Genomic DNA, 26,968 nt, shown 5'->3' on the forward strand with positions numbered 1-26,968 from the left:
AGATGACCCTGCTGCGGGACGTGATCGAGATTCCGACCTCGGTCGGGGACGGCGACTTCGTCGTTCGCGCCGCCGAGGGTGCCGACCTACGTCGGTACGTGGTCACCGACCAGCTGCGGGAGAACTTCGCCGACGCGCTGCGGCGGATCGGGCACGCCGTCACCACCGGCCGCTCCCAGGCGGTGTTCCTGCACGGCTCGTTCGGTTCCGGTAAGTCGCACTTCATGGCGGTGCTGCGGGAGATCCTCCACCACAACCCGGCGGCCCGCGAGGTGCGCGGCCTGGCCGAGCCGGTGCTCGCCGCCGATTCCTGGCTGCGCGACCGCAAGCTGCTCACCCTCACCTTCCACATGCTCGACGCGCGCTCGGTCGAGCAGGCCGTCCTGGAGGGCTACCTCAACCAGATCACCGCGCTGCACCCGGAGGCGCCTGTCCCCGCCGTACACCGGTCGGACGCGCTGCTCGACGACGCCGCGCGGCTGCGCAAGCGGATGGGCGACGACGCCTTCTTCGCCGCGCTGCGCGACGGCGGTGGCGCCCCTGCGGCCGGTAATGGCCTCTCCCTCGCCGCGCTGCGCGCCCAGGCCGACGGCTGGACCCCGGATCGGTATGCCGCCGCCGCGGCGGCGCCCCCCGGCACCGAGCAGCGGGACCGGCTGGTCAGCGCGCTGACCAGCACCTTCTTCACCGGCGCGGTGCGCAGCGGGGAGTACCTCGACCTGGACACCGGCCTGGCGGTGATCACCCGGCACGCCAAGTCGCTCGGGTACGACGCGCTGGTGCTCTTCCTCGACGAGCTGATCCTCTGGCTCTCCACGAAGATCAGCGACCACGTCTTCGTCAACACCGAGGGCGCCAAGCTCAACAAGCTCGTCGAGTCCGCCGACGCCACCCGGCCGCTGCCGCTGATCTCCTTCGTCGCCAGGCAGCGCAACCTGGAGGACTTCCTCGGCCCGCAGGTCGGCGGCACCGAGCGAGAAGCCCTCGCGCACGTCATGCGCAGCGTCCAGGGCCGGTTCGGCGAGATCGCCCTCGCCGACACCAACCTGCCCGAGATCACCGAGAAGCGGCTGCTCAAGCCGCTCACCGACGAGGGTCGGGCGGTCATCGACAACGCCTTCGCCGCCGTCCGGGGCAATCGCGAAGTGTGGGACGCGCTGCTGCTCGGTGCCCAGTACGGCGACGCCGGCATCGGCTCCGACGCCGCCGCCTTCCGCAAGCTCTACCCGTTCTCCCCGGCGCTGGTCGCCACCCTGGTCGCCCTGTCCCAGGCGTTGCAGCGCGAGCGCACCGCGCTGAAGGTGATGACCGAGCTGCTCGTCGACCGCCGGGACACCCTGCGGGTCAACGACCTGATCGGGGTGGCCGCGCTCTTCGACCCCCTCGTCCTGCACGGCGAGCTGCCCGACCGGCCCAAGCTCAAGCAGCTCTTCCAGTCCGCCCGGAGCCTCTACACGCAGAAGCTGCGGCCGATCCTGCTCAGCCTCAACGGCATCACCGAGGAGCAGGCGGCCGGGCACCAGCAGTTCCAGCTCGACGACAAGCTGATCAAGACGGTGCTGCTTGGCGCGCTGGTGCCCGAGGTGCCGGCCCTGCACAACCTCACCGCCGCCAAGCTGCACGCGCTCAACTTCGGCTCGATCACCTCGCCGATCCCCGGCTACGAGCGGCAGATCGTGCTCAACCGGCTCAACCGGGTCGCCGACGGCGCCGGCGAGCTGCACCTGACCAAGACCCCCGACCCGGTGGTCAGCCTCAAGCTGCACACCGTCGACTACGACAAGCTGCTCGACCTGGTCCCCGAGGACGAGGCGACCACCACCGGCGTACGGCAGCAGCTCATCCGCGAACTGGTCACCGCCGAGCTGAACATCACCGGCGCCGAGGGACAGCTCGGTGAGCTGCTGCACCACCGCGACTGGCGTGGCCGGCGGCACACCGTCCAGGTCAAGTTCGGCAACGTCCGCGACCCCGACACCATGCCGGTCGCCGCGCTGCTCGCCACCGGGGAGGCGTGGCGGGTCGTCATCGACTACCCGTTCGACCCGCAGGGCTACGAGCGCAGCGCCGACCGGGCCCGGATCGAAAGCCTGGAACGCGGCTCGCGCACCGTCTTCTGGCTGCCCTTCTACCTCACCGACGAGTTGATGGGGAAGGTCGCCCAGCTCGCCAAGATCAATTACCTGCTCGGCAACGGGACCGGGGACCGGCTCAACTCGCTCGCCGCCGACTGGCCGCTCGCCGACCGGCAACAGGGCAAGGTCTACCTCCAGCAGCGCCAGACCCAGCTGCGCGGCACGCTGATCAGCGCCCTCATGCAGGCGTACGGGTCGGCCACCTCGCAGGGGTCGGACGTGCAGGACGACGCCATCGGGGTGTTCCACACCCTCGCCGAGGGCCTGCACGTCGGCGACCCTCGCGGCGGCACCCTCGCCGACGCCTTCACCAACCTCACCGGCGAACTCCTCGCCTGGTCCTACCCCGGCCGCCCGGCCATGCCCGATGACGAGAAGCCCGTCACCCGGGGCGAACTCAACAAGATTCTGGAGTACGCCAAGCAGGCCGCCGCCGAACCCACCCGCGGCGTCACCGTGCCCAACCCGGCCGACCAGCGCACCCTCCGCCGGGTCTGCAACAACCTCCGCCTTGGCGAGCTGGTCGACGGTCGGTACGTGCTCACCACCTCCACCTCCCGGTGGAGCCAGCACTTGCTCCAGGCCGCCGCCAACGAGGGCTACACGAAGCACTTCCCCGTCCACGTACTACGCAAGCTGATCGACGAGCCCGCCGCGTTCGGGTTCGACCGTGACCTGCAGAACCTGATCATCATGGTCTTCGGGCTGGACCAGCAGCTCGCCTGGTACCAGCACGGGGCCAAGGTTGAGATCAGCCAGCTCGCCGGCGTGCGGGACGAGCTGGAGCTGCGGCACCCGCCGATGCCGGACGAGCAGGCTTGGGCGGACGCGGTCGACCGGGGCGCGGCGATCTTCGGTGGGGTGCTGCCGGTCTGGCGTACGCCCGCCAACCTCGGCGAACTCGCCGGCAAGCTGCGCGAGGCGGCCCGTGACCGGAAGCAGGACGCCAACCGGCTGGTGGAAGCGCTGACCGCGCACGCCGCCGTGCTGGGCCTGGACGTCGCGGCCTCGACGGGTCGGCTCGCCACCGCCCGGCGCGCCGCCCGGTTCGTCACCGAGCTGGCCGCCGAGCGGGACGACGTGGTGCTGGTCGAGACGGTGGCCCGGGCGGACCTCGGCGAGATCGACGACCAGGGCGTCGGTGCATTGCTCAGCCAGGCCGGCCAGCTCAGCGGCGAGTTGGCCCAGGACCACCAGTGGCCGCTGCTCGAGGCCATCTCGGCACGGGCCGGTCATGACGAGCGGGCGCGGGCGATCATCGGGCAGCTTCGCGACGTGGCCCGTCGTGAACAGCACGGGCAGGAACTCGTTCCGGCCCTGCGGACGGCGGTCGCGGCGTCGGCGGCGCTGCTCGCCGCCGACCAGCCCGTTCGGCCGACCGGCGGCACGGGACACGAGGGTGGCGTCGCCACCGGGCTGGTCCCCGGCCAGCACGGACCGCAGCAGGTCGGCCCGGCCATCGAGCCGACGGATGACGGAATTGGCGCTGTCCCTGGCCGTGAAATCGGGACCGGCTCCACGAACTCCGTCGTGGATTCCGGCGCAGAAGACGGCGGCACCGGCTCGCCGCCGGCGACTGGTGGAAACGAGGCGGGTTCGATCAGGGAGGGTGGCGGCCTGGTCGTGGTCACCCAGCGACGTCGCGAGGTCTCCGACGAAGCCACCTGGGAGAAGGTCGCCGCCGAGATCGCGGCCGAGGTTGCCGCTGGCCGGCGAGTCACGGTCACCTGGGAGATCCGGTGACCGAGCGTGGCGGAACGTCCCTTCAGGTGACGTCGTGAGCGCGCCGGTCAGCGCCGCCCAGCCGGACGCGGTCCGCCGCAAGGTCGAGGCCTGGCTCGCGGAGGGTGACGCCGCCGACGCCATCGCACTGACGGCCCGCCCCGAGTGGCCGGCCGAGCCGGTGTTCACCGTCGCCGGCACCCGCGTCCGGGTGGTGGCGTGCCCCACCCCGCTCGCCGCCCGCGCCGCGCTCCACGAGCGGGCGCACGGCGAACGTCTGGTGCTGCTGACCGAGCTGACCGACGGCGAGCTGGGCGACGGACTGCTGGCTCACGTCAGCAAGCAGACCGTTCGCAAGATCGACCCCTGGGACCTGGTCCGGCAGATGTTCGGCGGTGTGCCCGCCCTCGACCCGACTCTGGTCCGGGTCGGCCGGTGGGTGGCCAACGCGCTCAGCGACTACGCGCCGCCGGAGGGCTGGCCGGCACCGCCGGGCGCCATCCTCACTCGGGATCACGCACTGCGCAGCCTCACCGCCGAGCTGCTCGACCTGTCCGCCGCCGAACTCGACGACAGCGGTCTGGTGCAATGGAGCGTCGACGCCCGCCGACAACTGCGGTTCACCACGCTGTCCGACGCTGTCGCTGAAGGCGTCACGGCATACCTGACGACCACCGCTGGCCGCGCCGCCGTCCCGATTATGGCGGCCGTGAGGGCCGGGCACGGCGTGGACGTGATCCCGCTCGGGCTGCTGGCCGGACTGCTCTGGCCCACCGGCAGCGGGGGTGCCGCCGAGGTGGAGGCAGCCGTCGGCCGCGCCCGACTGGAGCCCCGGTTCGGTGGGCTCCGGCTCACCGCCGGGCAGGCCGAGGCGCTGCACCAGGCGACTGAGGCGTGGGTCTACCGGACGGTCGAATCAGGCGACGACGGCCGGGCCGAGGCGATGCGGATGTTGCGCCGGGCCGAGGCGATCGCCGCCGAAGTTGGTATCACCGGGCTGCTCAGTGCGTCGACCGTGCTGCCCACCGGATTCGTCCAGCGGCTGCGGGCCTTCGCCGACGCCGTACGGCTCGCCGTGCCGGCCGGCGCCACGGCGCTGCAGACCGCGGTGGCTCACGCGCAGACGGCCCTCGCCAGGGTCGAGGCGCACCGGGCCGCCGAGCCGCGCCGGGTGGAGACCGCGCGGATGGCCGTACGCCTGCTGCGCTGGCTGCACACCGACGACGGACCGGCCCCGGCCACCCTGCTCGACGCGCTGCACCGGCAGGTCCGGCAGGACGGGTGGGTCGACCGGGCCCGGCTCGACGTCTTCGCCGGCGACCCAGACCCGCAGGTTGCCGAGGCGTACCGGCAGCTGCACCGCGCGGTCGACGCCCGCCGGTCCCGGCACGACCAGCAGTTCGCCAACCTGCTCGCCGCCGCGACTGCGGCGGAGGCCGCGCCCGGTGCGCTGCTGCGGGTCGAGGACATGCTCGACCGGGTGGTCCAGCCGATCCTCGACCACGGCCGCCGCGTGCTGTTGCTCGTGCTCGACGGGATGAGTGTCGCGGCGGCCACGGAGCTGGCCGAGTCGGTCACTCGCAGCGGCACCTGGGTGGAACTCACCCCCGACGGCGGACCCCGGACCGGCGTGCTCGCCGCCCTGCCCACCGTCACCGAGGTGAGTCGGTGCAGCCTGTTGAGCGGATGGATCACCACCGGGGCGCAGCAGGCCGAAGCCAAGGCGTTCCAGCAGCGGTGGCCCGGCGGGCGACTGCTGCACAAGAAGGACCTGCGCGCCGGGGCCGGCTCGGCGCTGGATGCCGAGGTGTTGGCCGCCCTCGACGACCCGTCGGCCCCGGTGGTCGCCGCCGTGGTCAATACGATCGACGACGCCCTCGACCGCAGTGACCCGGGCACCACCGTTTGGGGCGAGGACACCGTCACTGCCGTCGGCGACCTGCTGGCGTCCGCAGCCGACCGGGTGGTCGTCCTGGTCTCCGACCACGGCCACGTCGTCGACCGGGGCCCGGAGTCGCTCGTCCTGCCCAGCACCAGCAGTGAGAACCGATGGCGGCCGGGCACCGGCGCGGTGGCAGACGGCGAGATCGCCGTGACCGGCAGCCGGGTGGCCCTCAGCGGCGGTGCGGTCATCCTGCCCTGGCGGGAGGAGGTGCGGTACGGGCCGCGCAAGGCCGGCTACCACGGTGGCGCCGCACCGGCGGAGACGGTGATCCCCCTGCTCGTGCTGACCGCCGGAGACGACCAGGCGGTACCGGGATGGGCTGGTGCTCCGGTGGCCAGCCCCGACTGGTGGCGGGAGCCGTTGGCCGAGGCCGCTGCGGCACCGGCCGACCCTGTCCCGGCGGCCCGTCGTCGCCCCCGACGTCCCGCCGAGCCACAGGCCGAGGGTCTGTTCGACCTGGCACCGCCGGCGCCCGCGCCGGCTTCGGCTCCGCCGCCCGTCCCGTCCGCTCCGGCTGCCCCGGACCTGGTGACCACGCTGCTCGCCAGCGACCGGTACGCACAGCGCCGCGACCCCCGGATGCCGCTCGCTGACGACCGGGTGGCCGCGCTGCTCGACACCCTGCTCGCCGGCGGTGGTCGGGCGACCCTCGATACCCTTGCCGCCAGGGCCGGGGTGCCGGCGCACCGCATCACCGGCACGATTGCCGTCCTGCGTCGGCTGCTCCAGGTCGAGGGTTACCCCGTGATCACCCTCGACCCCGACGGTCGGACGGTCCACCTCGATCGGGCGTTGCTGATCGAGCAGTTCGAGTTGGAGCCGAGGTGACCGTCGAGATCTCCGCGCGGCGCCGACGCGACATCGTCGACGCGCTGCGCCGTGGCGTCGTTCCGAGCAACGGGCTCGACGCGCTCGCGGTCGGGTTGGACCGGTTCAGCACCGCCCTCGACGACGACCTCGACCGGGTCGCTGGTGGCGGCAGTGTCTTCAAGGCCGTCCGGGGCGAGTACGGCGCCGGCAAGACCTTCTTCACCCGTTGGCTGGCGGAGCGCGCCAAGCGCCGGGGCTTCGCCGCCGCCGAGGTGCAGATCTCCGAACTCGAAACGCCTCTGCACCGGATGGAGACCGTCTACCGGCGGCTGGTCGAACACCTGAGCACGGAGCAGTTCGCCCCGAGCGCCTTCCGGCCCGTACTCGATGGGTGGATCTTCGCGCTCGAGGAGGACGTGCTCGCCGGGGGAGCGGTTGCCGAGGACGACGCCGCCGCGCTCGACCGGGCGGTCAGCGACCTGCTGGAGCGCCGGCTGGGTGATATTTCCCGCAGCACGCCGGGCTTCGCTGCGGCACTGCGCGGTTACCGGGCCGCCAGCGCCACCGGCGACCACCCGACGGCCGACGGGCTGGCTGCCTGGCTCGGTGGCCAGCCGCACGTGGCCGCTGCGGCCCGCCGGGCTGCCGGGGTCAAGGGCGACCTCGACCACTTCGGTGCGCTGAGCTTCCTCCAAGGGCTCCTCACCGTGCTGCGCGACAGTGGGCATCGGGGGCTGCTGCTGGTGCTCGATGAGGTTGAGACGCTGCAACGGGTGCGCTCCGACGCGCGGGACAAGGCGCTCAACTCCCTCCGGCAGCTCATCGATGAGGTCTACGCTGACCGCTTCCCCGGACTCATGTTGGTGGTCACCGGAACCCCTGCGTTCTTCGACGGCCCACAGGGCGTCCAGCGCCTGGCGCCGCTCGCCCAACGGCTCGCCACCGACTTCGGCCCCGACCCGCGCTGGGACAATCCCCGCGCTGCTCAACTTCGACTGCCCGGCTTCACCGTGGACGCCCTGGTGGAACTCGGTAAGCGCGTACGAGAGATCTACGCCAGCCCCGCCGTCGACAGCCGGGTCGATGACGACTATCTCGCCACGCTGGCCCACGCCGTCACCGGTGCGCTCGGCGGCCAGGTCGGCGTGGCTCCCCGGGTGTACCTCAAGAAGCTCGTCGCGGACGTCCTCGACCGGGTGGACCAGTTCCCCGACTGGGAGCCACGGCGCCACTATGCGCTGACCCTGCGGGCGGACGAGTTGACCGAGGTGGAACGCAACGCCGCCGCCTCTGCCGACGACATCGAACTGCCGATCTGACGTGCTGCCGGACCTCGACCCGGTCGTCGTGCACCATCTGGTCAACACCCTGGGCTGGCGCGACCTGCGCCCGATGCAGCACGCGGCGATCACACCGGTGCGTGGCGGCCTGGACACCCTGCTCCTCGCGCCGACCGCCGGTGGCAAGACGGAGGCGGCGCTCTTCCCGCTGCTGAGCCGCATGAGCGAACAGCGGTGGACGGGCACCTCCGTCCTATACCTCGCACCATTGAAGGCGTTGCTCAACAATCTTCAGCCACGCGTCGAGCAGTACGCCGGCTGGCTCGGGCGCCGGGCAGCCGTCTGGCACGGCGACGTGAGCACCTCTCGCCGCCGCGCCGTGCTCTTCGAACGACCCGACATCCTGCTCACCACTCCTGAGTCATTGGAATCCATGCTGGTCAGCACGAAAGTTGACCACCGACTCTTCTTCGCGGGGCTGCATGCCGTCGTCGTGGATGAAGTGCACGCCTTCGCCGGAGACGACCGGGGCTGGCATCTACTGGCTGTGCTGGAACGGCTGACCCGGGTAGCGGGCCGTCCCCTGCAACGGATCGGGCTTTCCGCCACCGTCGGCAATCCTGGGGAGCTGCTGACCTGGCTACAGGGATCGGGAGCGGGCGGCAGGCCGGCCGAGGTGGTCGCCCCTGACGCGGTCGAGGTGGCCGATCGTCCACCGCCGGGCGACATCGAGCTGGACTACGTCGGCTCGCTGGCCAACGCCGCGACGGTGATCGCCGGGTTGCACGCGGGGGAAAAGCGCCTGGTCTTCTGTGAGTCCCGTCAGACCGTCGAGGAACTCGGTCAACTGCTGCGGGAGAAGGGGGTCACTACATTCCTCTCTCACGCGTCGCTGTCCGCGGATGAACGCCGTCGTGCCGAGCAGGCTTTCAGCGAGGCCCGGGACTGCGTGATCGTCTCGACCAGCACACTCGAACTGGGTATCGACGTCGGAGACCTGGACCGGGTGATCCAGATCGACGCGCCGGCCACGGTGGCCTCGTTCCTGCAACGGCTCGGGCGGACCGGGCGTCGGCCGGGGAGCAACCGGAACTGCCTCTTCCTGGCGCTCGACGGGGAGGCGCTGGCCGAGGCGGCAGCGCTGCTCCTGCTCTGGTCCCGGGGCTGGGTCGAGCCGGTGACCGCCCCGCCTGAGCCCCGGCACATCGTGGCCCAGCAGGTGCTCGCGCTCTGCCTTCAGGAGCACCGGATCGGTGATCAACTGTGGGCCCAGGCGTGGAACGGGCTGCATCCCTTCGAGGAGAGCGGCCGGCCGATCGTTCGCCATCTCATCGAGCACGGATATCTCGACCAGGACAGCGGGATGCTATTCATCGGACCGGCTGCCGAGGAACGCTTCGGTCGTCGTCACTTCATGGAGATGACGGCGGTGTTCACCGGCCCGCCGGAATTCACGGTGCTGCTCGGGCGCAATGAGCTGGGTCGGGTAGATCCCAGCCTGCTGACCGAGAAAGTCCGGGGTGAGCGGCGGCTCCTGTTGGGCGGCCGGAGCTGGCGGGTCACCTACATCGACTGGCGCCGTCGGCGGTGTTTCGTGGAGCCTGCCGATGGCGGCGGACGAGCGCGTTGGTCGGGCGGAGGCTGGGCGTACCTCAGCTTCGAGCTGATTCGGGCGGTCCGTGAGGTGCTGCTGGGAACAGATCCTCCGGTGAGGCTCACCCGCCGGGCCGTGGAGCGACTTGCGCGGGAGCGAGCGGAGAAGCTGCACCTCGTGCATCCGGGCGGCACACTCATCGTCCGCGAGGGGGAGGGTGACCTGCGCTGGTGGACCTGGGCGGGCTTCCGGGCCAACGCGACCCTCACCGCCACTCTCAGCGAGGTGGTTGATCCGGTCGAGCGATTCGATGACTGCAGCATCCGGCTGCGGGAGGACCTGACACCCCAAGCTTGGCGGAAGCTCACCGCCGACGCCAATGATCGCCTCTGCCTGCCCGAGATCGACGAGAAAGCTCTCGGCGGCCTCAAGTTCAGTGCCGCGCTGCCCGAGCGCCTGGCCGCCGCGACCCTCGCCGCCCGCCTCGCGAGCCTGGACCGGGCAGCGGTGGTGCTCAGCGAGCCGACCCGGTTCGTCAGCACCTGACTCACCAGCGGGGCGCCTCGCCGACGATCGCCGGCGAACGGGTGGTGGCCATCTCCACCGCCCAGTCCAGCGCGCGGTCGGCCACCTTCTCCCAGCCCGGCTCGCCCACCGTGAAGTGCGAGCGCCCGGGGAACTCCTGGTAGTCGGTGACCGCCCGGGACTTGCGGTACAGGTTGGCGTTCGACTTGACCAGGGCCGGCGGCGACACGTGGTCCGCGCCGCCGGCGATCAGCAGCAGCGGCGCCCGGTCGTCGCGCCCGTTGTCCACCGTCGCCGCCGAGCGGGCGTCGAGGTTGGCGAACGCGCCCTCGAAGAGCACGTGCCCGGCCGCCGGCACGGCGTACCGCTGCCAGGCCCGGTCGGACTCCTCCCGGGGGAGGGTGTTGCCGAAGGCGTACCGGAACTGGTCGGGCGTGATCGGCACGGCCCGGTGCCGGTTGCCGGGGCTGCGCAGCACCGGGTACGCCGACCGCAGGGTGCTCACCGGCAGCCGGACCACACCCCTGGGCGCGGCCGGGGCGATGGCCACCGTGGCCGCGCCGAGCCCCCGGTCGAGCAGCACCTGGGCGACCAGCGCGCCGAAGGAGTGCCCCATGATCAGCGGTGGGTTCGGCAGCTCGCGGACGACCGCCGCGTAATGGTCGACGATCTGCCCCAGGGTCAGCCCGGCGATCGGGGCGGGATCGTCGCGCAGCGCCTGCACCTCCGCATCCATCCCCGGCCAGGCGGGGGTGAGCACCTGGAAGCCGAAGGCTCGGTAGCGCCGCGCCCAGTGTTCCCAACTGCGTGACGTCATCCACAGACCGTGGATCAGCACGATCGTGTCGACCCGTCCGGTCGGCGCGGTGCCCATTGGCGTACCTCCCCGGTGAGCGCGGACCCGGCGGCATACCCACCGGACGGCACCGGAACCGGCGGGGGCTGACATTTGTCATGGTCGGGTCGTGACGCCGGGGCCGGGGACGCGGCCCCGGCGCGGCCCAGGATCGATGTCATGACCAGTACGCATCCGGCCGTCGAGCTGGCCGGCCTCCGCAAGAGCTTCGGACCGGTGACCGCCGTCGACTCACTCGACCTGCGCATCGCTGGCTGCTCGGTGGATGACCTGGGCCTGTTTCGGAGGGCCTCAGGCGGTGGGCGGCGGGGTGGCGAGTAGCTCGACCACCACCAGCGGTGTCCCGGGGGGCACCTCGGCGAGCAGCTGCCGCTGGGCGCTGCGGGTCACCCGGATGCAGCCGTTGGTGACGTTCTTGCCGAGCGTGTCGTCGTTGTACCAGCTGTGCAGGCCGATGTGCGCGCCCCGCAGGCCGGTCGGCACCGCCTCCGGATCGTCGGGTATCGCGCCGAGGGCGAAGATGTCGACGCCGCCGTAGACCGCCTGGGGCGGCGGGGTGCGGCCGAGGACGAAGGTCCGACCGAGCGGGGTGGACTGCCCCGGCATCCCGAGGCTGACCGGCCAGGAGCGGGTGGCCCGGCCGTCCCGGTACCAGGTCAGCCGGTGCGACCGCCGCTCCACCACGAGCTGGTCGCGCAGCGCGACGGTGCTCCAGCCGCCCGCCGGCAGCCAGGCGATCCGCCGGTTCGCCGACGGCAGCAGCACCGCCGTCCAGCCCGTACGGTGCTCCACCACCGGCATCGTCACCTCCACGCCGCTGATGGTCGGGGCGAGCAGGGCCAGCGGGCGCCCGCCCGGGGCGTCGTACGCGGCGATCCGCCGGGTCGGCGACAGCCCCTCGGTCAGCGGGGTGGTGTCCTGCGGGCGCGGGTCGGAGGGGAAGCCGGCGGGCGCCGGGTCGTAGTCGACCACCGGCAGACCGGCCGGGGCGGGCGCCGCAGCCGGCACCGACTCCTCGGGGGTCGGCTCGACCGTCGGCTCCGCGGTCGGCTCGGCGGTCGGGGCGGCCGGTGCGACCCGGGCCGGCGGCGCGGACGTCTGGTCGTGGCGCAGCGCCGAGTTGACCAGCAGCGCGAGTGCGAGCACCGCCGGTACGCCGAACGCGGCGGTCAGCCAGGCGATGCCGAAGCGGGACGTCAATCGCTCAAAGAACACAGAACTACTCTAAAGGACAGAAAAACGGCAGGGCTCCCGCCCGGCGGAACTGCGCCGGACGGGAGCCCTCGCCGGAACGGGTCAGGACAGCCTGGCGCCGACGTGGATGGCGACCGCGTCGTGGGCCGGGATGTTCGCCGCGAACCAGCCGTTGGCGTCCACCGTGATCACCGGCCCGGAGCAGGAGCCGTTGGCGTAGTCACCGTGGATCACGTCGCAGTACCGGCCGGCGGGCAGCCCGGCGTAGTAGGACCGGCCGGTGATCGCCGAGCCCTCGTCGTTGATGGTCAGGTAGCCCTTGCCGGCGCGACTGAAGGCGATGTGCTGGTAGCCGTTGTCGTACCAGTTGGCGACCGCGGCGCCCTGGGTGGCGTTGTGGAAGCCGACCATGTTGGCGACGACCCGCCAGCGGTGCTCGCACTGCCAGCCGGAGTAGCAGGTGGTGTTCAAGGTCTTGTTGTTGGCGTCCGAGGGCGGTCCCTGGTCGCGGGAGCTGAAGGTGTAGCTGGACATCACGGTCGGTGCCCCGTACGGCCAGGCCAGCATGAACGCGTTGGCCAGGGCGTAGGCGGCGCCGTCGCGGTAGGTCAGCACGTTGCCGTCGCGCTGGGTGTCGTGGTTGTCGACGAACACCTCGGCCGAGCCGCTGGGCAGGTAGCCCCACGCCTCGCCGAAGTTGCGCAGGTACGCCAGCCGCTCGTTGTTGAACATCCGGGCCAGGTCCTTGCCGTACCGGAACTCGTGCACGTCGCCGTTGCCGGTGTACTCACCCGGGCCGATCGGCTCGCCGGCGCCGTAGATGACCTCCTGCACGAGGTACGCCGAGCGGGACAGCTTGCCCTTGATGGCGGCGATGTCGGCGGCCGGCATGTGCTTGCTGGCGTCCAGCCGGAAGCCGTCCACCCCGAGGGCGAGCAGGTCGTTCAGGTACGCCGCGATCTTCGACCGGACGTAGTCGGACTCGGTCTTCAGGTCGGAGAGGTTGACCAGCTCGCAGTTCTGCACCTCGTACCGGTCGTTGTAGTTGGCGATGTCGTCGCCGCCGTTGCGGCCGCAGTGGTGGAAGTCCTGCGTCTGGTAGATGCCCGGGTAGTCGTAGTGGCTGTAGGACGAGCCGGCCCAGCCGGTGCCGGGGGTGTCCTGGCCGGACATGTGGTTGATCACCGCGTCGACGATGACCTTCACGCCCGCGGCGTGGCAGGTGTTCACCATCGACTGGAACTGCGCCCGGGTGCCCTTGCGCGACTCGATCCGGTAGCTGACCGGCTGGTACGCCAGCCACCACTGGTTGCCGCGGACGTGTTCCTGGGGCGGTGAGACCTGGACGTAGCCGTAGCCCTTGGGGCCCAGCACGTTGGTGCACTCGCTGGCCACCGACGGCCAGTTCCACTCGAAGAGCTGGACGATGACGTTCCTGGCGCCGGAGGGCGCCGCGGCGGCCGGGGGAGCCGCCACGGTGGTGGGGACGAGCAGGCTGGCGAGCACGCCGAGGGCGAGGATCGCCGAGCGGCATCGACGTCGATGCATCGGAACTCCCTGGGGGTCGGGGGTGGTGGCGACGCGGGGGAGGGGGTTCGCCTGACGGCTTCTTGCAGTCAGGCTGAAAATTTTCGGAAAGGTTACAAGCGTGTTGCAACAACTGTCAATGGATGGACATGCGTCGTTGCGCTGGGCGCTACACGCGCCCCGGGCCGGGACGGTTCGACGGATCGCCCGAGAAATTCGCCACCCGCACTGATCCGTACGGGCCGGACGTCCGTACTGGATGACGGAGCAGGTCGGCCGGTGGTGGTGCCGCCGTGAGTCGCGATCGAGGAGCAGATGGGCCGGGCAAAGCAGAACCAGAAGGTGACGACCGTCCGGACCACCACCAGCAGCCGTGGTGTCCGGACCACGTCGAAACCCGCGATGGCACTGCTGATCGGATCCGCGCTCGCCCTGATGTGGGCCGGTGTGGAGCTCAGCGGCGCCGGCGGGTCGATGTACTCGTACGGCTTCTTCTTCACCGAGTTCTTCGCCGGGGTGGTCGCCCTGGTCGCGCTGAGCCTCACCGTGATGATGGGGCTGCTCGCCACGGACCGGCTGGTGCTGAAGATCCCGCACCGGGTGCTGCTGCAGTCCGCGCACCGGGCCACCGGCGTGCTCGGCGTGGCCGGGCTGGTCTTCCACGTCATCACCAAGGTCGCCATCGGCCGGGCCGGGCCGACCGACGCCGTGGTGCCGTTCGTGGGCGGGCGGGGCCTCTACGTCGGGCTCGGCACGGTCGCCGCGTTCCTGATGGTGAGCGTGCTCTGGACCGGCATCATCCGGGTCCGCTTCGCCGGCGTCGGTCCGAAGTGGTTCTGGCGCGCGCTGCACTCCATGGCGTACGTCGCCTGGCCGTTCGCGCTGCTGCACGGCCTCAACGCCGGCCGCGCGGCGGCGTCCTGGGTGACGCTGAGCTACCTCGCCTGCGTGCTGCTGGTGGTGGCGGCGCTGATGGTGCGGCTCTCCGTCCACCTCGGCAAGCGCAGCCGGGAGCAGCACCAGGCCGCCGCGATCAACAAGGCGATGGCCGGCAGGGCGACCGACGAGGGCAAGGGCCGGACGCTGCTCGCCGGGCTCGGCCGCCGCAAGGCCGAGGCCGAGGAGAAGGACGTCCGGGGCGGCTGGGCCGAGACCACCGTCGCCGCCTCGTGGACCGCGCCCACCGGCACCGCCCGGCGCCGCGACCCCGAGCGGTTCACCGTGCCGGTGGTGCCCGAGCCCGGCACGCTGCGCGAGCCCGTCCGGGGCGGCCGGTCCCGCCGCGACGTCGAGGACGTGCCGACCCCGCGCCGGGAGCGTGACCTGGAGCCGGCCGCCCGCCGCCGGGACGCCGAGCCCGTCGAGCGCCGCCGGGACGCCGACCGCCCGCGCCGCCGCGACGAGGACGTGGCCCCGGTCTCCGGGGGCCGCCGTGCCCGGTACGACGAGGAGACCGCCCCGGTCTCGGGCGGTCGCCGCGCCCGCTACGACGAGGACGTCGCGCCGGTCTCCGGCGGCCGGCGGGCCCGGCGGGACGAGGACGTCGCCCCGGTCTCCACCGGGCGGCGGGCCCGGCTCGACACCGAGGACGTCGCGCCGGTCTCCACCGGCCGGCGGGCCCGCCGCGACGACGAGGACCTGGCCGCGAGCTACTCCGCTCCGCCCCGGCGCCGCGAGGAGCCCGAGGAGCCGTGGGACAGCCCGCGCCGCTGGGAGAACTCGCTGCCGGTGTCGGCCGAGCCCATCTCCGCCATGCCGCGCAGCGGCGCCGGCCGGCACAGCGTGGACGACGAGGTGCCGGAGGAGCCGGACTACTGGCGGCCGCCGGCCCGGTACGTCGCGGACGAGGTGCCCGTCGACGACACCCCCACCCTGGTCGACCTGGCCTCCCGGCGCGCCCTGAAGGCCACCGGCGAGAGCCGCCGGCGCCGCCGGCGGGCCGACGCGGACGCGGTGGACGGGGCGTACTGGGCCGGGCTGCGGGGTGAGGCGAAGTGATGCGGACCAAGGTGCCGCCGGTGGCGTGCGTCGGCGAGCCCCGGCTCACCGCCGGGTTCGCCGAGTTCGGCCGGCTCGACCTGGTCGCCCACGAGGAGGTGCACGGCCCGATCGGCCCGATGGAGCCGGCGAACCTGCTCCGGCTGGCCGAGAGCATGCAGCTCAAGGGCAAGGGCGGCGCGGGCTTCCCGTTCGCCCGCAAGCTCACGGCGGTGCTGGAGTCCTGCGAGCGGCAGGACCTGCCCGCCGTGGTGGTGGTCAACGCCAGCGAGGGTGAGCCGGCGAGCTGGAAGGACAAGGTCCTGCTCACCCGGGCGCCGCACCTGATCCTCGACGGGGCCGCGCTGGCCGCGTACGCGCTGGACGCCGAGGAGATCGTGATCGGGGTGGCCGATGACGGGGTGGGTCGGGACTCGATCACCCAGGCCCTCCAGGAGCGCCGGATGCCGGTGCCGACCAGCATCGTCACCGTGCCGCACCGATTCATCTCCGGCGAGGGCGGCGCGCTGGTCAACGGGATCAACGGGCTGCCGCACATCCCGCCCGGCACCAAGAAGCGCTCCAGCGACTCCGGGGTGAACAACCTGCCCACCCTGCTCTCCAACGCCGAGACGTATGCGCAGCTCGCGGTCGCCGCCCGGCTCGGCCCGTACGAGTACGCGGCGCTCGGCACCGACGACGAGCCGGGCACGGTGCTGCTCACCGTGACCGGCGCGGCGAAGCGCCCGGCCGTGGTGGAGTGCGCCGCCGGCACCCCGCTGCGGGAGATCCTCGACCTGTGCGAGGTGCCGGACTCGCAGGGCATCCTGATGGGCGGCTTCCACGGCAAGTGGATCACCCAGGAGGCCGCGGACCGGGCGGAGGTGTCCCGCAAGGGGCTCACCAAGGTCGGCGGCGCCCTCGGCGCCGGCATCATCCTGCCGCTGGGCACCGACACCTGCCCGCTCGGCGAGGCCGCGCAGGTGGTCCGCTACCTCGCCGGCGAGTCCGCCGGCCAGTGCGGACCGTGCAAGATGGGGCTGCCCGACCTGGCCCGCGCCGTCGACCTGGCGGTCTCCGGCAGCGCGCCGGTGGAGGTCGTCCGGGCCGCCGCCGGCGACGTCAAGGGCCGCGGCGCGTGCAGCCACCCCGACGGTACGGCCCGGTTCGCGCTCTCGGCGATGGAGGTCTTCGCCGAGGATCTGCGCCTGCACACCACCGGGGACGGCTGCGGCCGGCGGGTCAAGGGCGTGATGGGGCTGCCCGGCGCGCCCGACGCCAACCCGCAGAAGCTCACCCTCGACTGGTCCCGCTGCGACGGGCACGGGCTCTGCGCGCACGTCGTGCCCGACTTCATCCGGCTCGACGCCAACGGATATCCCGCCTTCCCGTCCACCCCCGTGCCGACCTGGCTCCGGGAGGGTGCGCTGAAGGCGGTCAAGGTCTGCCCCGAGCTCGCGCTGCGCCTCGCCAAGGCCGAATAGCAGCACCACCGAGAGGAGACGCGCCATGCGGTCGTACCCCAGGAGCGGGCCGGGTGGACGACCGCCCGCCGCGGGCCGGCGCGCCGCCGTCGGCGTCGTGCTGGTCGGCGCGGTGCTCGCCGTCGGCGGCTGCGCGGTCGGCCCGGACCCGGCCGGGCCGCCCGCCGAGGTCGCGGTGCCGGCGGCCACCGCGTCGCCGCTGCCCGCCGGCTCCGGCGCGGCGAGCCCGTCGGCCCCGGCCCGGGTGCCGGACACGCTGCGCTTCACCGCGAAGACTCTCGACGGTACGGCGTTCTCGGCGGCCGAGCTGGCTGGCCGGCCGGTGGTGCTCTGGTTCTGGGCGCCGTGGTGCGCCACCTGTGCCAGCCAGGCGTGGACGGTGGCCGAGATCGCCCCGAAGTACCGGGACACCGTGCCGATCGTCGGGGTGGCCGGCCTGGGCGAGCAGCGGGCCATGAAGGACTTCGTCAGCGAGTTCGACCTGGCCGGCACGCCGCAGCTCGACGACCGGGCCGGGGCGCTGTGGCGCCGCTTCGAGGTGGTCGAGCAGAGCACCTTCCTGGTGATCGACCGGGACGGGAAGGTCGTGCACCAGGGCTTCCTGGACGGTGAGGACCTGACCCGCCGGGTCGCCGCGCTGGCCGGCTGATGGAGACCCCGCTGCTGCTCGCACTGACCGCCGGCATGCTCGGGGCGGTCAACCCGTGCGGCTTCGCGATGCTGCCGGCGTACCTGTCGCTGCTGGTCGCCGGCGCGGGCGACGGGCGCGGCCCGGTCCGCCGCGCGCTCACCGCCGCCACCGGCCTGACCTGCGGGTACGTCGTGGTGTTCGGCGCCTTCGGGCTGGCCGTGGCGCCGCTGGCCGGCTGGCTGCGCCCCCGGCTGCCCTGGCTCACGGTGACCCTCGGGCTGGGGCTGCTGGTCCTCGGCTGCTGGCTGCTCGCCGGCCGCCGGCTGCCCGCCCCGGGCGCGGGCGTCGGCCGGGCGCCCCGACTCACCCGCTCCTGGGCGTCCATGGCGCTGTTCGGGATGGCGTACGCGTTGGCCTCGCTGACCTGCACCATCGCCCCGTTCCTGGCGATCGTGGTGACCAGCCTCCAGGCCGGCTCCACGCTGCACGGGCTGGCGCTCTTCGTCGCGTACGCGGTCGGGATGGGGCTGGTGGCCACGGTGGCCGCGCTCGGCGTGGCGCTGCTGCGCGGCGCGGTGGTGGCCCGGCTGCGCGCCGCCGGCGCCTGGGTGCCCCGGCTCAGCGGGCTGGTGCTGCTCCTCGCCGGGAGCTACGTCGCCTGGTACGGCTGGTACGAGGTCCGGCTGGCGCAGGGCCGGCGCGACGCGTTCGGCGACCCGGTGGTGGTGGGCGCGGCGCGGGTGCAGCGGGCGCTGGTCACCGCGCTGGACGCGGTCGGCCCGGCGATGCTCGCGGCGCTGCTGGTGGGCCTGCTGGCGGCGGCGGTGCTGTCCCGCCGCCGCGCCCGCCCGGAGGTGGCGTCGGCGGTGCCGGCCGCCGCGCCGGTCGCGGAAGACGGACGGCGGGGACCGGGATACCCGATCCCCGCCGACGCTCAGGCGGTCAGCGGCCCGGCGTGAGCCGGTCGGTGCCGAGCCGGTCGCGGAGCACCTCGGGCAGCAGCACCGAGCCGTCGGGCTGCTGGAACTGCTCCAGGATGGCCGGGAAGAGCCGGCTGGTGGCCAGCGCCGACCCGTTGAGGGTGTGCACGAAGCGGGTCTGCTTGCCGCCCGGCTCGCGGTAGCGGATGGCCGCCCGGCGGGCCTGGTAGTCGCCGGCCCAGGAGACCGACGACACCTCCTTGTACTTGCCGGTGCTCGGCATCCAGACCTCGATGTCGAGGGTCTTCTTCATCGCCGCGCTGGCGTCGCCGGCCGAGAGCAGGCTGCGCTGGTAGTGCAGGCCCAGCTTCTCGACCAGGCTCTCGGCGTGGGTGAGCATCTCCTCCAGCGCCGTGTCGGCCTGCTCCGGCAGGCAGAACTGGAAGATCTCCACCTTGTTGAACTGGTGGCCCCGCACGGTGCCGCGCTCGTCGGAGTGCGAGCCGGCGGCCTCGCGCCGGTAGCACGGGGTGTAGGCGAACGCCTTCAACGGCAGCTTCCCGGTGTCCAGGATCTCGTCCTGGTACGCCCCGAGGATCGCCGTCTCCGAGGTGGGCAGCAGGAACTGCCCGCGCGGGGCCGACTCCCGGTCCAGGTGGTAGACGTCGTCGTAGAACTTGGGGAACTGGCCGGCGGCGAAGCCGGCGGTGTCCAGCAGCAGGTGCGGCGGGAGCAGGAACTCGTAGCCGGCCTTGACGTGCTCGTCGATGAACCAGCTGATCAGCGCCCACTCCAGCCGGGCGCCGATGCCGGTGTACATCCAGAAGCCGGAACCGCCGAGCTTGACCCCGCGCTCGTGGTCGACCAGGCCCAGCATCCGGCTCAGCTCGATGTGGTCGCGGACCTTCTCGATGGCCGGCGGCACGCCGAAGGTCTTCACCACCCGGTTGGCTTCCTTGCCGCCGGGCAGCACGTCGTCGGCGGGCAGGTTGGGCAGCTCGCTCATCGTGCCGCGCAGCCGGGCCTGCACCTCGTCCAGCTCGGACTCCAGCTCCGCGAGCTGCTTGCGCCCGGACTCCGGCGCGGAGACCTCCGGCTCGGCGCCGGCACGCTTCGCCGCCGCGTACGCCCGCGCGTCCGCCTTGCGGCGCTGCCGCTCGGCGTCGATCTCGCTGATCAGGGCGCGGCGTTCCTGGTCGAGCCGCTGGATCTCGTCCAGGACCCGGTTGACCTCGGCGGGATCCAGTCGCTTCGCCAGCGCGGTCGCCACCGCCTCGCGATCCTTCCGGATCAACTCCATGTCGAGCATGCTGCTCCGTACGCCTCCGTCCGGGATGTCAGGTGAGACCCCCAGATGCTACCGTCGCGCCTTCCCGCCCCCGGTGCCGCCCGACGAGCCGCCGCCCCGACGGGTGGTGCGGCCGGAGTTCGGTCAGAGTCGGATCGGCATCAGAGTCGGATCGGCATCAGGATCGAGAAGGCGTCCTCGTCGTCGAGTCGGCGGATGGCCAGCGGGGCGATCGGGCCGTCCAGTTCCAGCACGAGCTGCGGGCCGCCCGCGGCGTCCAGCGCGTCGAGCAGGTAGTCGCCGTTCACGCCGACCCGCAGCTCCCCGGGGTCCGTGGTGAGGTCGTCCGGGCCGAGCAGGCGCAGCCCGTCGGACTCGTCGAGGCCGAGCACGGTCACCGCCAGCGGCACGCCGTCGTGGTCGCGGGTGACGGTGGGCGCGCCGCCCTCGCGCAGCGCCGCGCGCAGGGCGGGCACGTCCACCGGGATCCGCCGGGCGGGCGCGTCGCCGGCTGCCCGGTGCAGCAGCCGGCGGTAGTCGGGGAAGTCGTACGGCAGGGCGGTCGCGGTGACCGAGCGGCCCGCCACGGAGACCGTCACGTCGGAGCCGGCCAGGGTCAGGTGCGCCTCGGGGGTCACCCCGGCGCCGGTGTCCAGCAGGGCGCGGACCTCGTCCACCGCGTCGACCGGGAGCAGGGCGCGCACCGCGGGGCCGTCCACCCGTCCCGGGGTACGCGCCAGCGCCAGGCGGTGCCGGTCGGTGGCGACCAGCCGTACGCCGTCGGGCTCCACGTCGAGCAGCACGCCGGAGAGCACCGGCAGCTCCGGGTCGGCGCCGACGGCGAAGCGGACGGCGTCGACGGCGGCGGCCAGGTCGACGCGGGACAGCGCGATACGGGTGGTCATCGGGGTCTCCTCGGGATCGAGCAGGACGCGGATCCGGGAGAGTTCCCTGCGGGCGTCGGCGAGGCCGTCCTCCAGCCGGCGCAGGTGCGCGTCGAGCAGCCGCCCGACCACCGCCGGCTCGGCCCGGTGACGCAGCGCCTCGGCGATGCCCGCCACCGGCATGCCGACCCGGCGCAGGCCGGCGACCAGCCGGGCCGGGGCCACCTGCTCGTCGGTGTACCACCGGTAGCCGGTCACCGGGTCCACCCGCGCCGGGGCCAGCACCCCGCAGCGGTCGTAGAACCGCAGGGCGCTGACCGTCAGGCCGCTGGCCCGGGCCAACTCGCCGATGCTGCGCAGCTCGCTCTCCACGACGGTGATCCTGTCGCCTCAACCAGGTCGAGGGTCAAGCGGCGGAGTGGCCGGCGCTCACCGCGGCGCGTCCAGCACCCGGAACGTGATGCCGGCCTTGACCAGCCGGTCCAGCAGCGCGTCGCCCATCGCGGTCACCGGGGTGACCTGACCGGCGGTGGCCGGCAGGTCGTCGCAGGCCAGGCAGAGCGCCGACTCGGCGAGCATCTTCGCCGTCTCGTCGTACCCGGGGTCGCCGCCGGAGACCTCGGTCAGCACCCGCCGGCCCCCGCCGGAGCCGAGGAAGCGCACCCGGAACCAGGACTTCGCCCGCTGCTCGGCGGTCGGCCCCTGCCCGGAGGCGAGCCGGCCGAGCAGCCAACGCCGGGTCGGCGGCAGCTTCACCAGGCCGATCAGGCCGGCGAACCCGACCCCACTGACCAGCACCGTGGGCAGTCGCTTCACCGCGGCGAAGTGCCGGTAGCGGAAGTCCGGGCCGTACTCCGGGCGGGCCGCCGCGGACCGGCGGACCACCTGCGGGTCGATGGTGGGCAGCGGCACCGCCCACATGCCGATCTCCTTCGACCGGCCCACCCGGCCCGGCACCGCGCGGACCCGCCGACCCTCGGGCCGGGGCTCGACGGCCTTGCGCTCCTTCGCCGCCCGGCTCGTCTCGCCGGTGCGGGAGAACGCGGTCAGCGCCGAGTGGTAGGTGCCGGCGGAGAACCGCGCGCCCGCCCGGACGAAGCCGTCCACCGTGATCGGCGCGTCCGACGGGAGCTGCTTCACGGTGTACCAGGCGCCCAGGTCGTGCGGGATCGAGTCGAAGCCGCAGGCGTGCACCAGCCGCGCCCCGGTGCGCACCGCCTCGGCGTGGTGTCGCACGTACATCCGGTCGACGAACTCCGGCTCGCCGGTGATGTCCAGGTAGTCGGTGCCGGCGGCGGCGCAGGCGGCCACCAGCGGCTCCCCGTGGTGGATGAACGGGCCGACGGTGCTGGCCACCACCCGGGCGCTCTCGGCGACCGTCCGCAGCGAGGCGGCGTCGGTGACGTCGGCGGTGAGCAGCGGCAGCTCCGCCAGCGCCGCGTCGATGTCGGCCAGCCGGTCGCGGACCGCCGCCAGCTTGGCCGGGTTGCGGCCGGCGAGGGCCCAGCGCAGCCCGGCGGGGGCGTGCCGGGCCAGGTACTCGGCGGTCAGGCCACCGGTGAAGCCGGTCGCACCGAACAGGACGAGGTCGTACGGGCGGTCGTCACGCATCCGCCGAGTCTGCCATCCGTCAGGGCTTTTCACCCCTCCGGCGTGAAGACGGTTCGGACGCAGCCGTCGGCCCGGTCCCGGAACAGCGCGTACCCGGCCGGGCCCTGCTCCAGCGGAAACCGGTGGGTGGCCAGGTGTTCCGTGCGCAACTCGTCGCGGGCCATCCGGTCCAGCAACATGGGAATCCACCGCTGCCCGTGCTGGCGGGCGCTGCGCAGGGTGAGCCCCTTGTTCATCACCGCACCGAGCGGGAAGGTGTGGACGAAGCCGGTGAAGGTGCCGGAGACGAAGACGGTGCCGCCCTTGCGGCAGGCGTGCACCGCCTCCCGCACCGCGAGCGGGTCCTCGCCGTCGCCCCGGTGGCCGGTGAGCCGGCCGGCCAGCGACGCGGGCGCCCCACCGCCGTCGGCGGTGCCGACCGCCTCCACGCAGACGTCCGGGCCGCGCCCGCCGCTGCGTTCGCGCAGCTCCGCGGGGACGTCGGTCAGTTCGTAGTTGAGCGTCTCCGCTCCGGTGTGCCGCTCGGTCATCTCCAGCCGCTCCGGATGCCGGTCGATCACGATCACCCGGTCCGCGCCGAGCAGGGTCGCCGCCTGCGCGGTCAACTGGCCCACCGCGCCCGCGCCCCACACCGCGACGACGTCGCCGGGGCCCACCTCGCCCAGCTCCGCGCCCATCCAGCCGGCCGGGGCGGCGTCCGAGGCGAAGACGGCCCGGTCGTCGCTGACCGGATCGGGCACGGTGAACGCGCCGACGTCGGCGTACGGCACCCGGACGTACTCGGCGTGGCTGCCGGCGAAGCCGCCCAGCGCCCCGGGCTGGCCGTAGCAGCCGGCGGTGGGCTGACCCCACGCCGACTCGGTGACGGCCGGGGCGGTGCCGGAGTTGTCGCAGCAGGAGTGCAGCCCCTGCCGGCAGTACCAGCAGCTGCCGCAGGCCACCGCCGCGCTGACCACCACCCGGTCGCCGACCCGGTGCCGGCGCACCTCCGGGCCGACCTCGGCCACCTCGCCGACGAACTCGTGCCCCAGCACGTCCCCGGCGGCGACGAAGGGCAGCCGGCCGCCGAGCAGCGGCAGGTCCGCCCCGCAGGTGGCGCTGCGCCGGACCCGGACGATCATGTCGTGCGCGTTGCGCAGCTCCGGGTCGGGCACCTGGCGTACCGCCAGCGAGTCGACGCCCTCCCAGCAGAGCGCCCTCACCCCGGCACCGCCGGCCGGTCCACCGCCGAGCGGTCCGCGCGCAGCACCTCGCCGGTCTCGGTGAGCTGCTTGACCCGGCGCAGCACGTCCCGCAGGAACAGGCCCGGGTCGTCACCGACCAGGTGCGCCGCCATCCCGGGCAGGGTCGCCACCCCGCCGAGCGGCCGGGCGGCCAGCTCGCTGCCGCGCCCGCCGGGGGCCGGGCGCAGGCGCAGCTCCACCGCGCCGTCCAGCGGGCGCAGCGGCTCCGGCCACCGTCCGCCGGGCAGCACCGCCGCGGGTGGGCGGTCCACCGTCACCACCTGCCACCGGCCGGGTCGCGGGTCGGCCCCGGCCGCGCGGGGCCAGCCTCCCCGCCGGGGTACGACCAGCGCGCGCAGCGCCACCGCTCCGCCGGCGACCGCCGCGAGGGTGAGCCCGCCGAGGACCGCCCGTCCCATCCGTACCACCTGTCCCTCCGGTCTCCGGGCCGGTTGCGACACGGGCGACCGGTCACGCGCGGCCGGTCGCCCGCGTACGCCGATGGTCGGCCCGGCCCGGGTGAGCTGTGCTCCCCCCGAAGGGGTGAACCCGTCCCGGCCGGGTAAGCGCCGCCGACCGGGGGAGGAACGCGTCGACGGGGGTGGGTGCATGCCGAAGCCGCAGGTCAGCAGCAACGAGATCGCCGAGGCGTCCGCCGGCCCGCCGCCGCTGCTCGCCTCCCGGCTGACCCCGCCCGCGCTGCCCGAGCCGCTGCTGCTGCGGCCCCGGCTGACCGCACGGCTGGACGCCGGGACCGCCGGACCGGTCACCCTGGTCCGTGCCCCGGCCGGCTGGGGCAAGACCACCCTGCTCGCCACCTGGGCGCGTGGCGTGCCCGAGCCCGGGCCGGCGTGGGTCCAGGTGGAGGAGGGGGACACCGGGGAGCGGCTCTGGGCGTACCTGGCGGCGGCGCTGCGCGGGGTGGCGGAGGCGGAGGCGGAGGAGGAAGGCCCGGCCGTACCGGTGGCCCCGCCCCGCCCCGACCAGTTGGAGCTGCTCGCCGCCGCCCTGGCCGCCCGGGACCGGCCGGTGCTGCTGGTCCTGGACGACCTGCACCGGGTCACCGACCCGGCCGCGCTGACCGGGTTGGAGTTCCTGCTGCGGCACACCGACGGGCGGCTGCGCCTGGTCGCCGGGGCCCGCACCGAGCTGCCGCTGGCCCTGCACCGGCTGCGGCTGGCCGGCGAGCTGACCGAGCTCGGCCCCGAGGAACTCGCCTTCACCGACGACGAGGTCGCCGACCTGCTGGTCGCGCACGGCGCGCCGCTGCCCGCGACGGCGGTCGCCCGGCTCCGGGAGCGGACCGGCGGCTGGCCGGCCGGGCTGCGGTTCGCCGCGCTGGCGGCCCGGGACCGTCCCGACCCGCAACGGTGGGCCGAGCGGTTCGGCGGCGACCAGCCGGACGTCGCCGCGTACCTGCGGGCGGAGGTGCTGTCCGGGCTGACGCCGGCGGCGCGGGACCTGCTGCTGCGGGCGGCGGTCGCGCCGGCGGTCCGCGCCGACCTCGCCGACGCGCTGACCGGCCGGGGCGACGGTGGGCAGGTGCTGGCCGGGCTGGCCCGGGACGGCGGCTTCCTGCACCGCGACGACAGCGACCCGCCCTGGTACCGGGCCCACCCGCTGCTGGCCGACCTGCTCCGCGAGGAACTCGACGGGCTGGGCGACGACGAGCGCCGCGACCTGCACCTGCGGGCGGCGGGCTGGTACGCCGGCCACGACCGGCCCGCCGAGGCGCTGCGGCACGCGCTGGCCGCGGGGGAGTGGGAGCGGGCCAGCGAGCTGCTGCTCAGCGGCTGGCCGGAGCTGGTCCCGTACGACCGGGAGGCCGCCGCCGGCCCGCCGCCACCGGCGCCGCCCGCCGAGGCGGTGCGCCGGGACCCGGAGCTGGCCCTGGCCGGCGCGGCCGAACGGGCGTACGCGGGGGACAGCGCGACCGCCGCCGCCCGGCTGCGCGAGGCCGTGGCGGCGGCCCGGTCACTGCCCGCGCCGCGCCGGGACCGGTTCCGCCGGCTGGCCACCGCGCTGGAACTCACCCTGGCCCGGCTCGCCGGCGACCACCGGGAGGTACGCGACGCCGCCGCCCGGCTGTTCGCCACCCGCGACCCGGCGCAGGTGGAGAGCCCGGACACCGACGACCCGCGGACCGGCGAGGACGCCGACGTGCGGGCGGTGGCCGGCACCGCGCTCGGCCTGGTCGACCTCGCCGAGGGTGACCTGCGGGCGGCCTCGGCGACCTTCGGCGCGGCGCTCGACGCCGCCCGGCGGGCCGGCCGGCCGCGCACCGAGCTGGTCTGCGCGACGCGCTGCGCGCTGCTGCACGCGCTGGCCGGGGAGCTGCGGGCGGCGGAGCGGACCGCCCGGGCGGCGCTGGAGATGCCGTCCTGCCAGGGGTGGTCGAGCCGGACCGAGTGCGCCCACGCCCACCTGGCGCTGGCCCTGGTGGCGCTGCACCGCGACCAGCCCGAGGAGGCCACCGCGCACCTGGCGCTCACCGGCGCGGCCGGCGGGGACGCGACGGTCGCCGCCGCGGCGGCGCTGTGCCGGGGCGCGCTGCTGCGGGACGCGGCGGAGCCGGCGGCGGCGACCCAGCTGGTCGCCCGGGCCCGGGAGGAACTGGCGTCCCGGTCCGCCGCCGGGGATCTCGCCGACCGGCTGCTCGCCGAGGAGGCGGACCTGCGCAGCGAGCAGGGCGACGTGGACACCGCGCGCGGGCTGCTCGCCGACCGGGCGCGGGCGCCCGAACCGGTGCCGGTGCTGGCCCTGGCCCTGGCCCGGGTGGAGCTGCGCGCCGGTGACGTGCGGGCGGCCGGTTACGCCCTGCCGGACTGGGACGCCCCGGTCGCCGGGGACTGGCCGCTGCCGGTACGCCTCGCCTCGGGCGTGCTGGAGGCGGTGCTCGCCCGCCGGGGCGGCGACGACCGGCGCGCCGGACGGCTGCTGGAACGGGTGCTCGACCTGGCCGGCCCGGAGGGACACCGGCGGGTGTTCACCCGCGCGGAGCCGGCGGTACGCGACCTGCTCGCCGCCCACCTTGACTCCGGCACCGCGCACTGGCCGACGGTGAGCGACCTGGTCCGGGGCGCCGACGAGCCCGCCGACCGGGGACCCGCCGGCGCGGAGCGGGCGCTGGACGAGCCGCTGACCGAGCGGGAGCTGACCATCCTCCGCTACCTGCAGAGCATCCTGTCCAACGTGGAGATCGCCAGCGAGCTGTCGGTGTCGGTCAACACCGTCAAGACGCACGTGCGCAACATCTACCGCAAGCTCGACGCGACCCGCCGGCGCGAGGCCGTGCGGCGGGCCCGCGAGCTGCGGCTGATCTGATCACCCGCAGGCCGACCGCCGCCGGGCGGTGCGATCCC

The 26,968-nt window shown here is 74.1% G+C and carries 17 protein-coding genes; 9 read left to right on the forward strand and 8 right to left on the reverse strand.

Going from position 1 to position 26,968, the window contains the following annotated elements; translation table 11 throughout:
* Positions 1-2: 2 nt before the first annotated feature.
* From FHX75_RS24210 to FHX75_RS24225, 4 genes are read left to right on the forward strand one after another with little or no spacing between them, the layout of a single operon-like run.
* A complete protein-coding gene (locus tag FHX75_RS24210) occupies positions 3-3,878 on the forward strand; it encodes a BREX-2 system ATPase PglY family protein (RefSeq protein ID WP_154942606.1) in 3,876 nt (1,291 codons plus the stop codon).
* Between the two features lie 34 nt (positions 3,879-3,912).
* Positions 3,913-6,630, forward strand: coding sequence for a BREX-2 system phosphatase PglZ (gene pglZ / locus FHX75_RS24215; protein ID WP_154942607.1), 2,718 nt, complete (start codon positions 3,913-3,915; stop codon positions 6,628-6,630).
* A complete protein-coding gene (gene brxD, locus FHX75_RS24220) occupies positions 6,627-7,931 on the forward strand; it encodes a BREX system ATP-binding protein BrxD (protein ID WP_154942608.1) in 1,305 nt (434 codons plus the stop codon). Before pglZ ends, brxD begins: the two co-directional genes overlap by 4 nt.
* Position 7,932: 1 nt before the next feature.
* The gene (locus FHX75_RS24225; RefSeq protein WP_154942609.1) at positions 7,933-10,032 is read left to right on the forward strand and encodes a DEAD/DEAH box helicase; all 2,100 of its coding nucleotides are present in this window, start codon (positions 7,933-7,935) and stop codon (positions 10,030-10,032) included.
* Between the two features lies 1 nt (position 10,033).
* Here the strand turns inward: FHX75_RS24225 and FHX75_RS24230 are convergent, their stop codons facing one another.
* The 3 genes from FHX75_RS24230 to FHX75_RS24240 all read right to left on the reverse strand — a co-directional run bounded on the left by FHX75_RS24230 (position 10,034) and on the right by FHX75_RS24240 (position 13,609).
* The gene (locus FHX75_RS24230) at positions 10,034-10,885 is read right to left on the reverse strand and encodes an alpha/beta hydrolase (protein WP_154942610.1); all 852 of its coding nucleotides are present in this window, start codon (positions 10,883-10,885) and stop codon (positions 10,034-10,036) included.
* A 273-nt stretch (positions 10,886-11,158) separates the two neighbouring features.
* Positions 11,159-12,082, reverse strand: coding sequence for a L,D-transpeptidase (locus tag FHX75_RS24235; RefSeq protein ID WP_154942611.1), 924 nt, complete (start codon positions 12,080-12,082; stop codon positions 11,159-11,161).
* 81 nt (positions 12,083-12,163) lie between these two features.
* Positions 12,164-13,609, reverse strand: a complete 1,446-nt coding sequence (locus tag FHX75_RS24240) for an alpha-amylase (protein ID WP_154942612.1) — start codon at positions 13,607-13,609, stop codon at positions 12,164-12,166.
* 321 nt (positions 13,610-13,930) lie between these two features.
* Here FHX75_RS24240 and FHX75_RS24245 point away from each other — a divergent pair, with 321 nt between their 5' ends.
* The 4 genes from FHX75_RS24245 to FHX75_RS24260 are packed head-to-tail and all read left to right on the forward strand — an operon-like array spanning position 13,931 to position 18,639.
* On the forward strand, positions 13,931-15,586 hold the full coding sequence (locus FHX75_RS24245) for a hypothetical protein (protein ID WP_170285445.1): 1,656 nt from the start codon (positions 13,931-13,933) through the stop codon (positions 15,584-15,586).
* Entirely contained in the window at positions 15,583-17,049 is a 1,467-nt protein-coding gene (locus FHX75_RS24250) for an NADH-quinone oxidoreductase subunit NuoF family protein (protein WP_154942614.1), read from the forward strand. Before FHX75_RS24245 ends, FHX75_RS24250 begins: the two co-directional genes overlap by 4 nt.
* A 25-nt stretch (positions 17,050-17,074) precedes the next feature.
* Positions 17,075-17,698 carry a TlpA family protein disulfide reductase gene (locus FHX75_RS24255; protein ID WP_154942615.1) on the forward strand — a complete coding sequence of 208 codons (624 nt, stop codon included), beginning with the start codon at positions 17,075-17,077 and terminating at the stop codon, positions 17,696-17,698.
* Complete coding sequence (locus FHX75_RS24260; protein WP_154942616.1) at positions 17,698-18,639, forward strand: cytochrome c biogenesis CcdA family protein; 942 nt, start codon at positions 17,698-17,700, stop codon at positions 18,637-18,639. Before FHX75_RS24255 ends, FHX75_RS24260 begins: the two co-directional genes overlap by 1 nt.
* Here FHX75_RS24260 and serS read toward each other — a convergent pair.
* From serS to FHX75_RS24285, 5 genes are all read right to left on the reverse strand, one after another.
* Positions 18,623-19,909: a serine--tRNA ligase gene (serS, locus tag FHX75_RS24265; protein ID WP_154942617.1), complete on the reverse strand. Its 1,287-nt coding sequence runs from the start codon at positions 19,907-19,909 to the stop codon at positions 18,623-18,625. The genes FHX75_RS24260 and serS overlap by 17 nt on opposite strands.
* 140 nt (positions 19,910-20,049) lie before the next feature.
* Positions 20,050-21,132, reverse strand: a complete 1,083-nt coding sequence (locus FHX75_RS24270; RefSeq protein WP_154942749.1) for a DNA polymerase III subunit beta family protein — start codon at positions 21,130-21,132, stop codon at positions 20,050-20,052.
* Between the two features lie 69 nt (positions 21,133-21,201).
* Positions 21,202-22,383, reverse strand: coding sequence for a saccharopine dehydrogenase family protein (locus FHX75_RS24275; protein ID WP_154942618.1), 1,182 nt, complete (start codon positions 22,381-22,383; stop codon positions 21,202-21,204).
* 29 nt (positions 22,384-22,412) lie between these two features.
* Positions 22,413-23,585, reverse strand: a complete 1,173-nt coding sequence (locus tag FHX75_RS24280) for a zinc-dependent alcohol dehydrogenase (RefSeq protein WP_154942619.1) — start codon at positions 23,583-23,585, stop codon at positions 22,413-22,415.
* Positions 23,582-24,025 carry a hypothetical protein gene (locus tag FHX75_RS24285; protein ID WP_154942620.1) on the reverse strand — a complete coding sequence of 148 codons (444 nt, stop codon included), beginning with the start codon at positions 24,023-24,025 and terminating at the stop codon, positions 23,582-23,584. Before FHX75_RS24285 ends, FHX75_RS24280 begins: the two co-directional genes overlap by 4 nt.
* 124 nt (positions 24,026-24,149) lie before the next feature.
* Here FHX75_RS24285 and FHX75_RS24290 point away from each other — a divergent pair, with 124 nt between their 5' ends.
* Positions 24,150-26,930: a winged helix-turn-helix domain-containing protein gene (locus tag FHX75_RS24290; RefSeq protein ID WP_425463527.1), complete on the forward strand. Its 2,781-nt coding sequence runs from the start codon at positions 24,150-24,152 to the stop codon at positions 26,928-26,930.
* Positions 26,931-26,968 lie beyond the last annotated feature (38 nt).

The organism is Micromonospora palomenae (genome assembly GCF_007829925.1).
GTDB classification, from domain to species: domain Bacteria; phylum Actinomycetota; class Actinomycetes; order Mycobacteriales; family Micromonosporaceae; genus Micromonospora; species Micromonospora purpureochromogenes.

What these genes read in the sequence shown, in the direction of transcription:
- FHX75_RS24210 (WP_154942606.1), top strand. Translation starts at nt 3, where the DNA reads ATGACCCTGCTGCGGGACGTGATCGAGATTCCGACCTCGGTCGGGGAC.
- FHX75_RS24230 (WP_154942610.1), bottom strand. Translation starts at nt 10,885, where the DNA reads ATGGGCACCGCGCCGACCGGACGGGTCGACACGATCGTGCTGATCCAC.
- FHX75_RS24240 (WP_154942612.1), bottom strand. Translation starts at nt 13,609, where the DNA reads ATGCATCGACGTCGATGCCGCTCGGCGATCCTCGCCCTCGGCGTGCTC.
- FHX75_RS24255 (WP_154942615.1), top strand. Translation starts at nt 17,075, where the DNA reads ATGCGGTCGTACCCCAGGAGCGGGCCGGGTGGACGACCGCCCGCCGCG.
- FHX75_RS24260 (WP_154942616.1), top strand. Translation starts at nt 17,698, where the DNA reads ATGGAGACCCCGCTGCTGCTCGCACTGACCGCCGGCATGCTCGGGGCG.
- serS (WP_154942617.1), bottom strand. Translation starts at nt 19,909, where the DNA reads ATGCTCGACATGGAGTTGATCCGGAAGGATCGCGAGGCGGTGGCGACC.
- FHX75_RS24275 (WP_154942618.1), bottom strand. Translation starts at nt 22,383, where the DNA reads ATGCGTGACGACCGCCCGTACGACCTCGTCCTGTTCGGTGCGACCGGC.
- FHX75_RS24285 (WP_154942620.1), bottom strand. Translation starts at nt 24,025, where the DNA reads ATGGGACGGGCGGTCCTCGGCGGGCTCACCCTCGCGGCGGTCGCCGGC.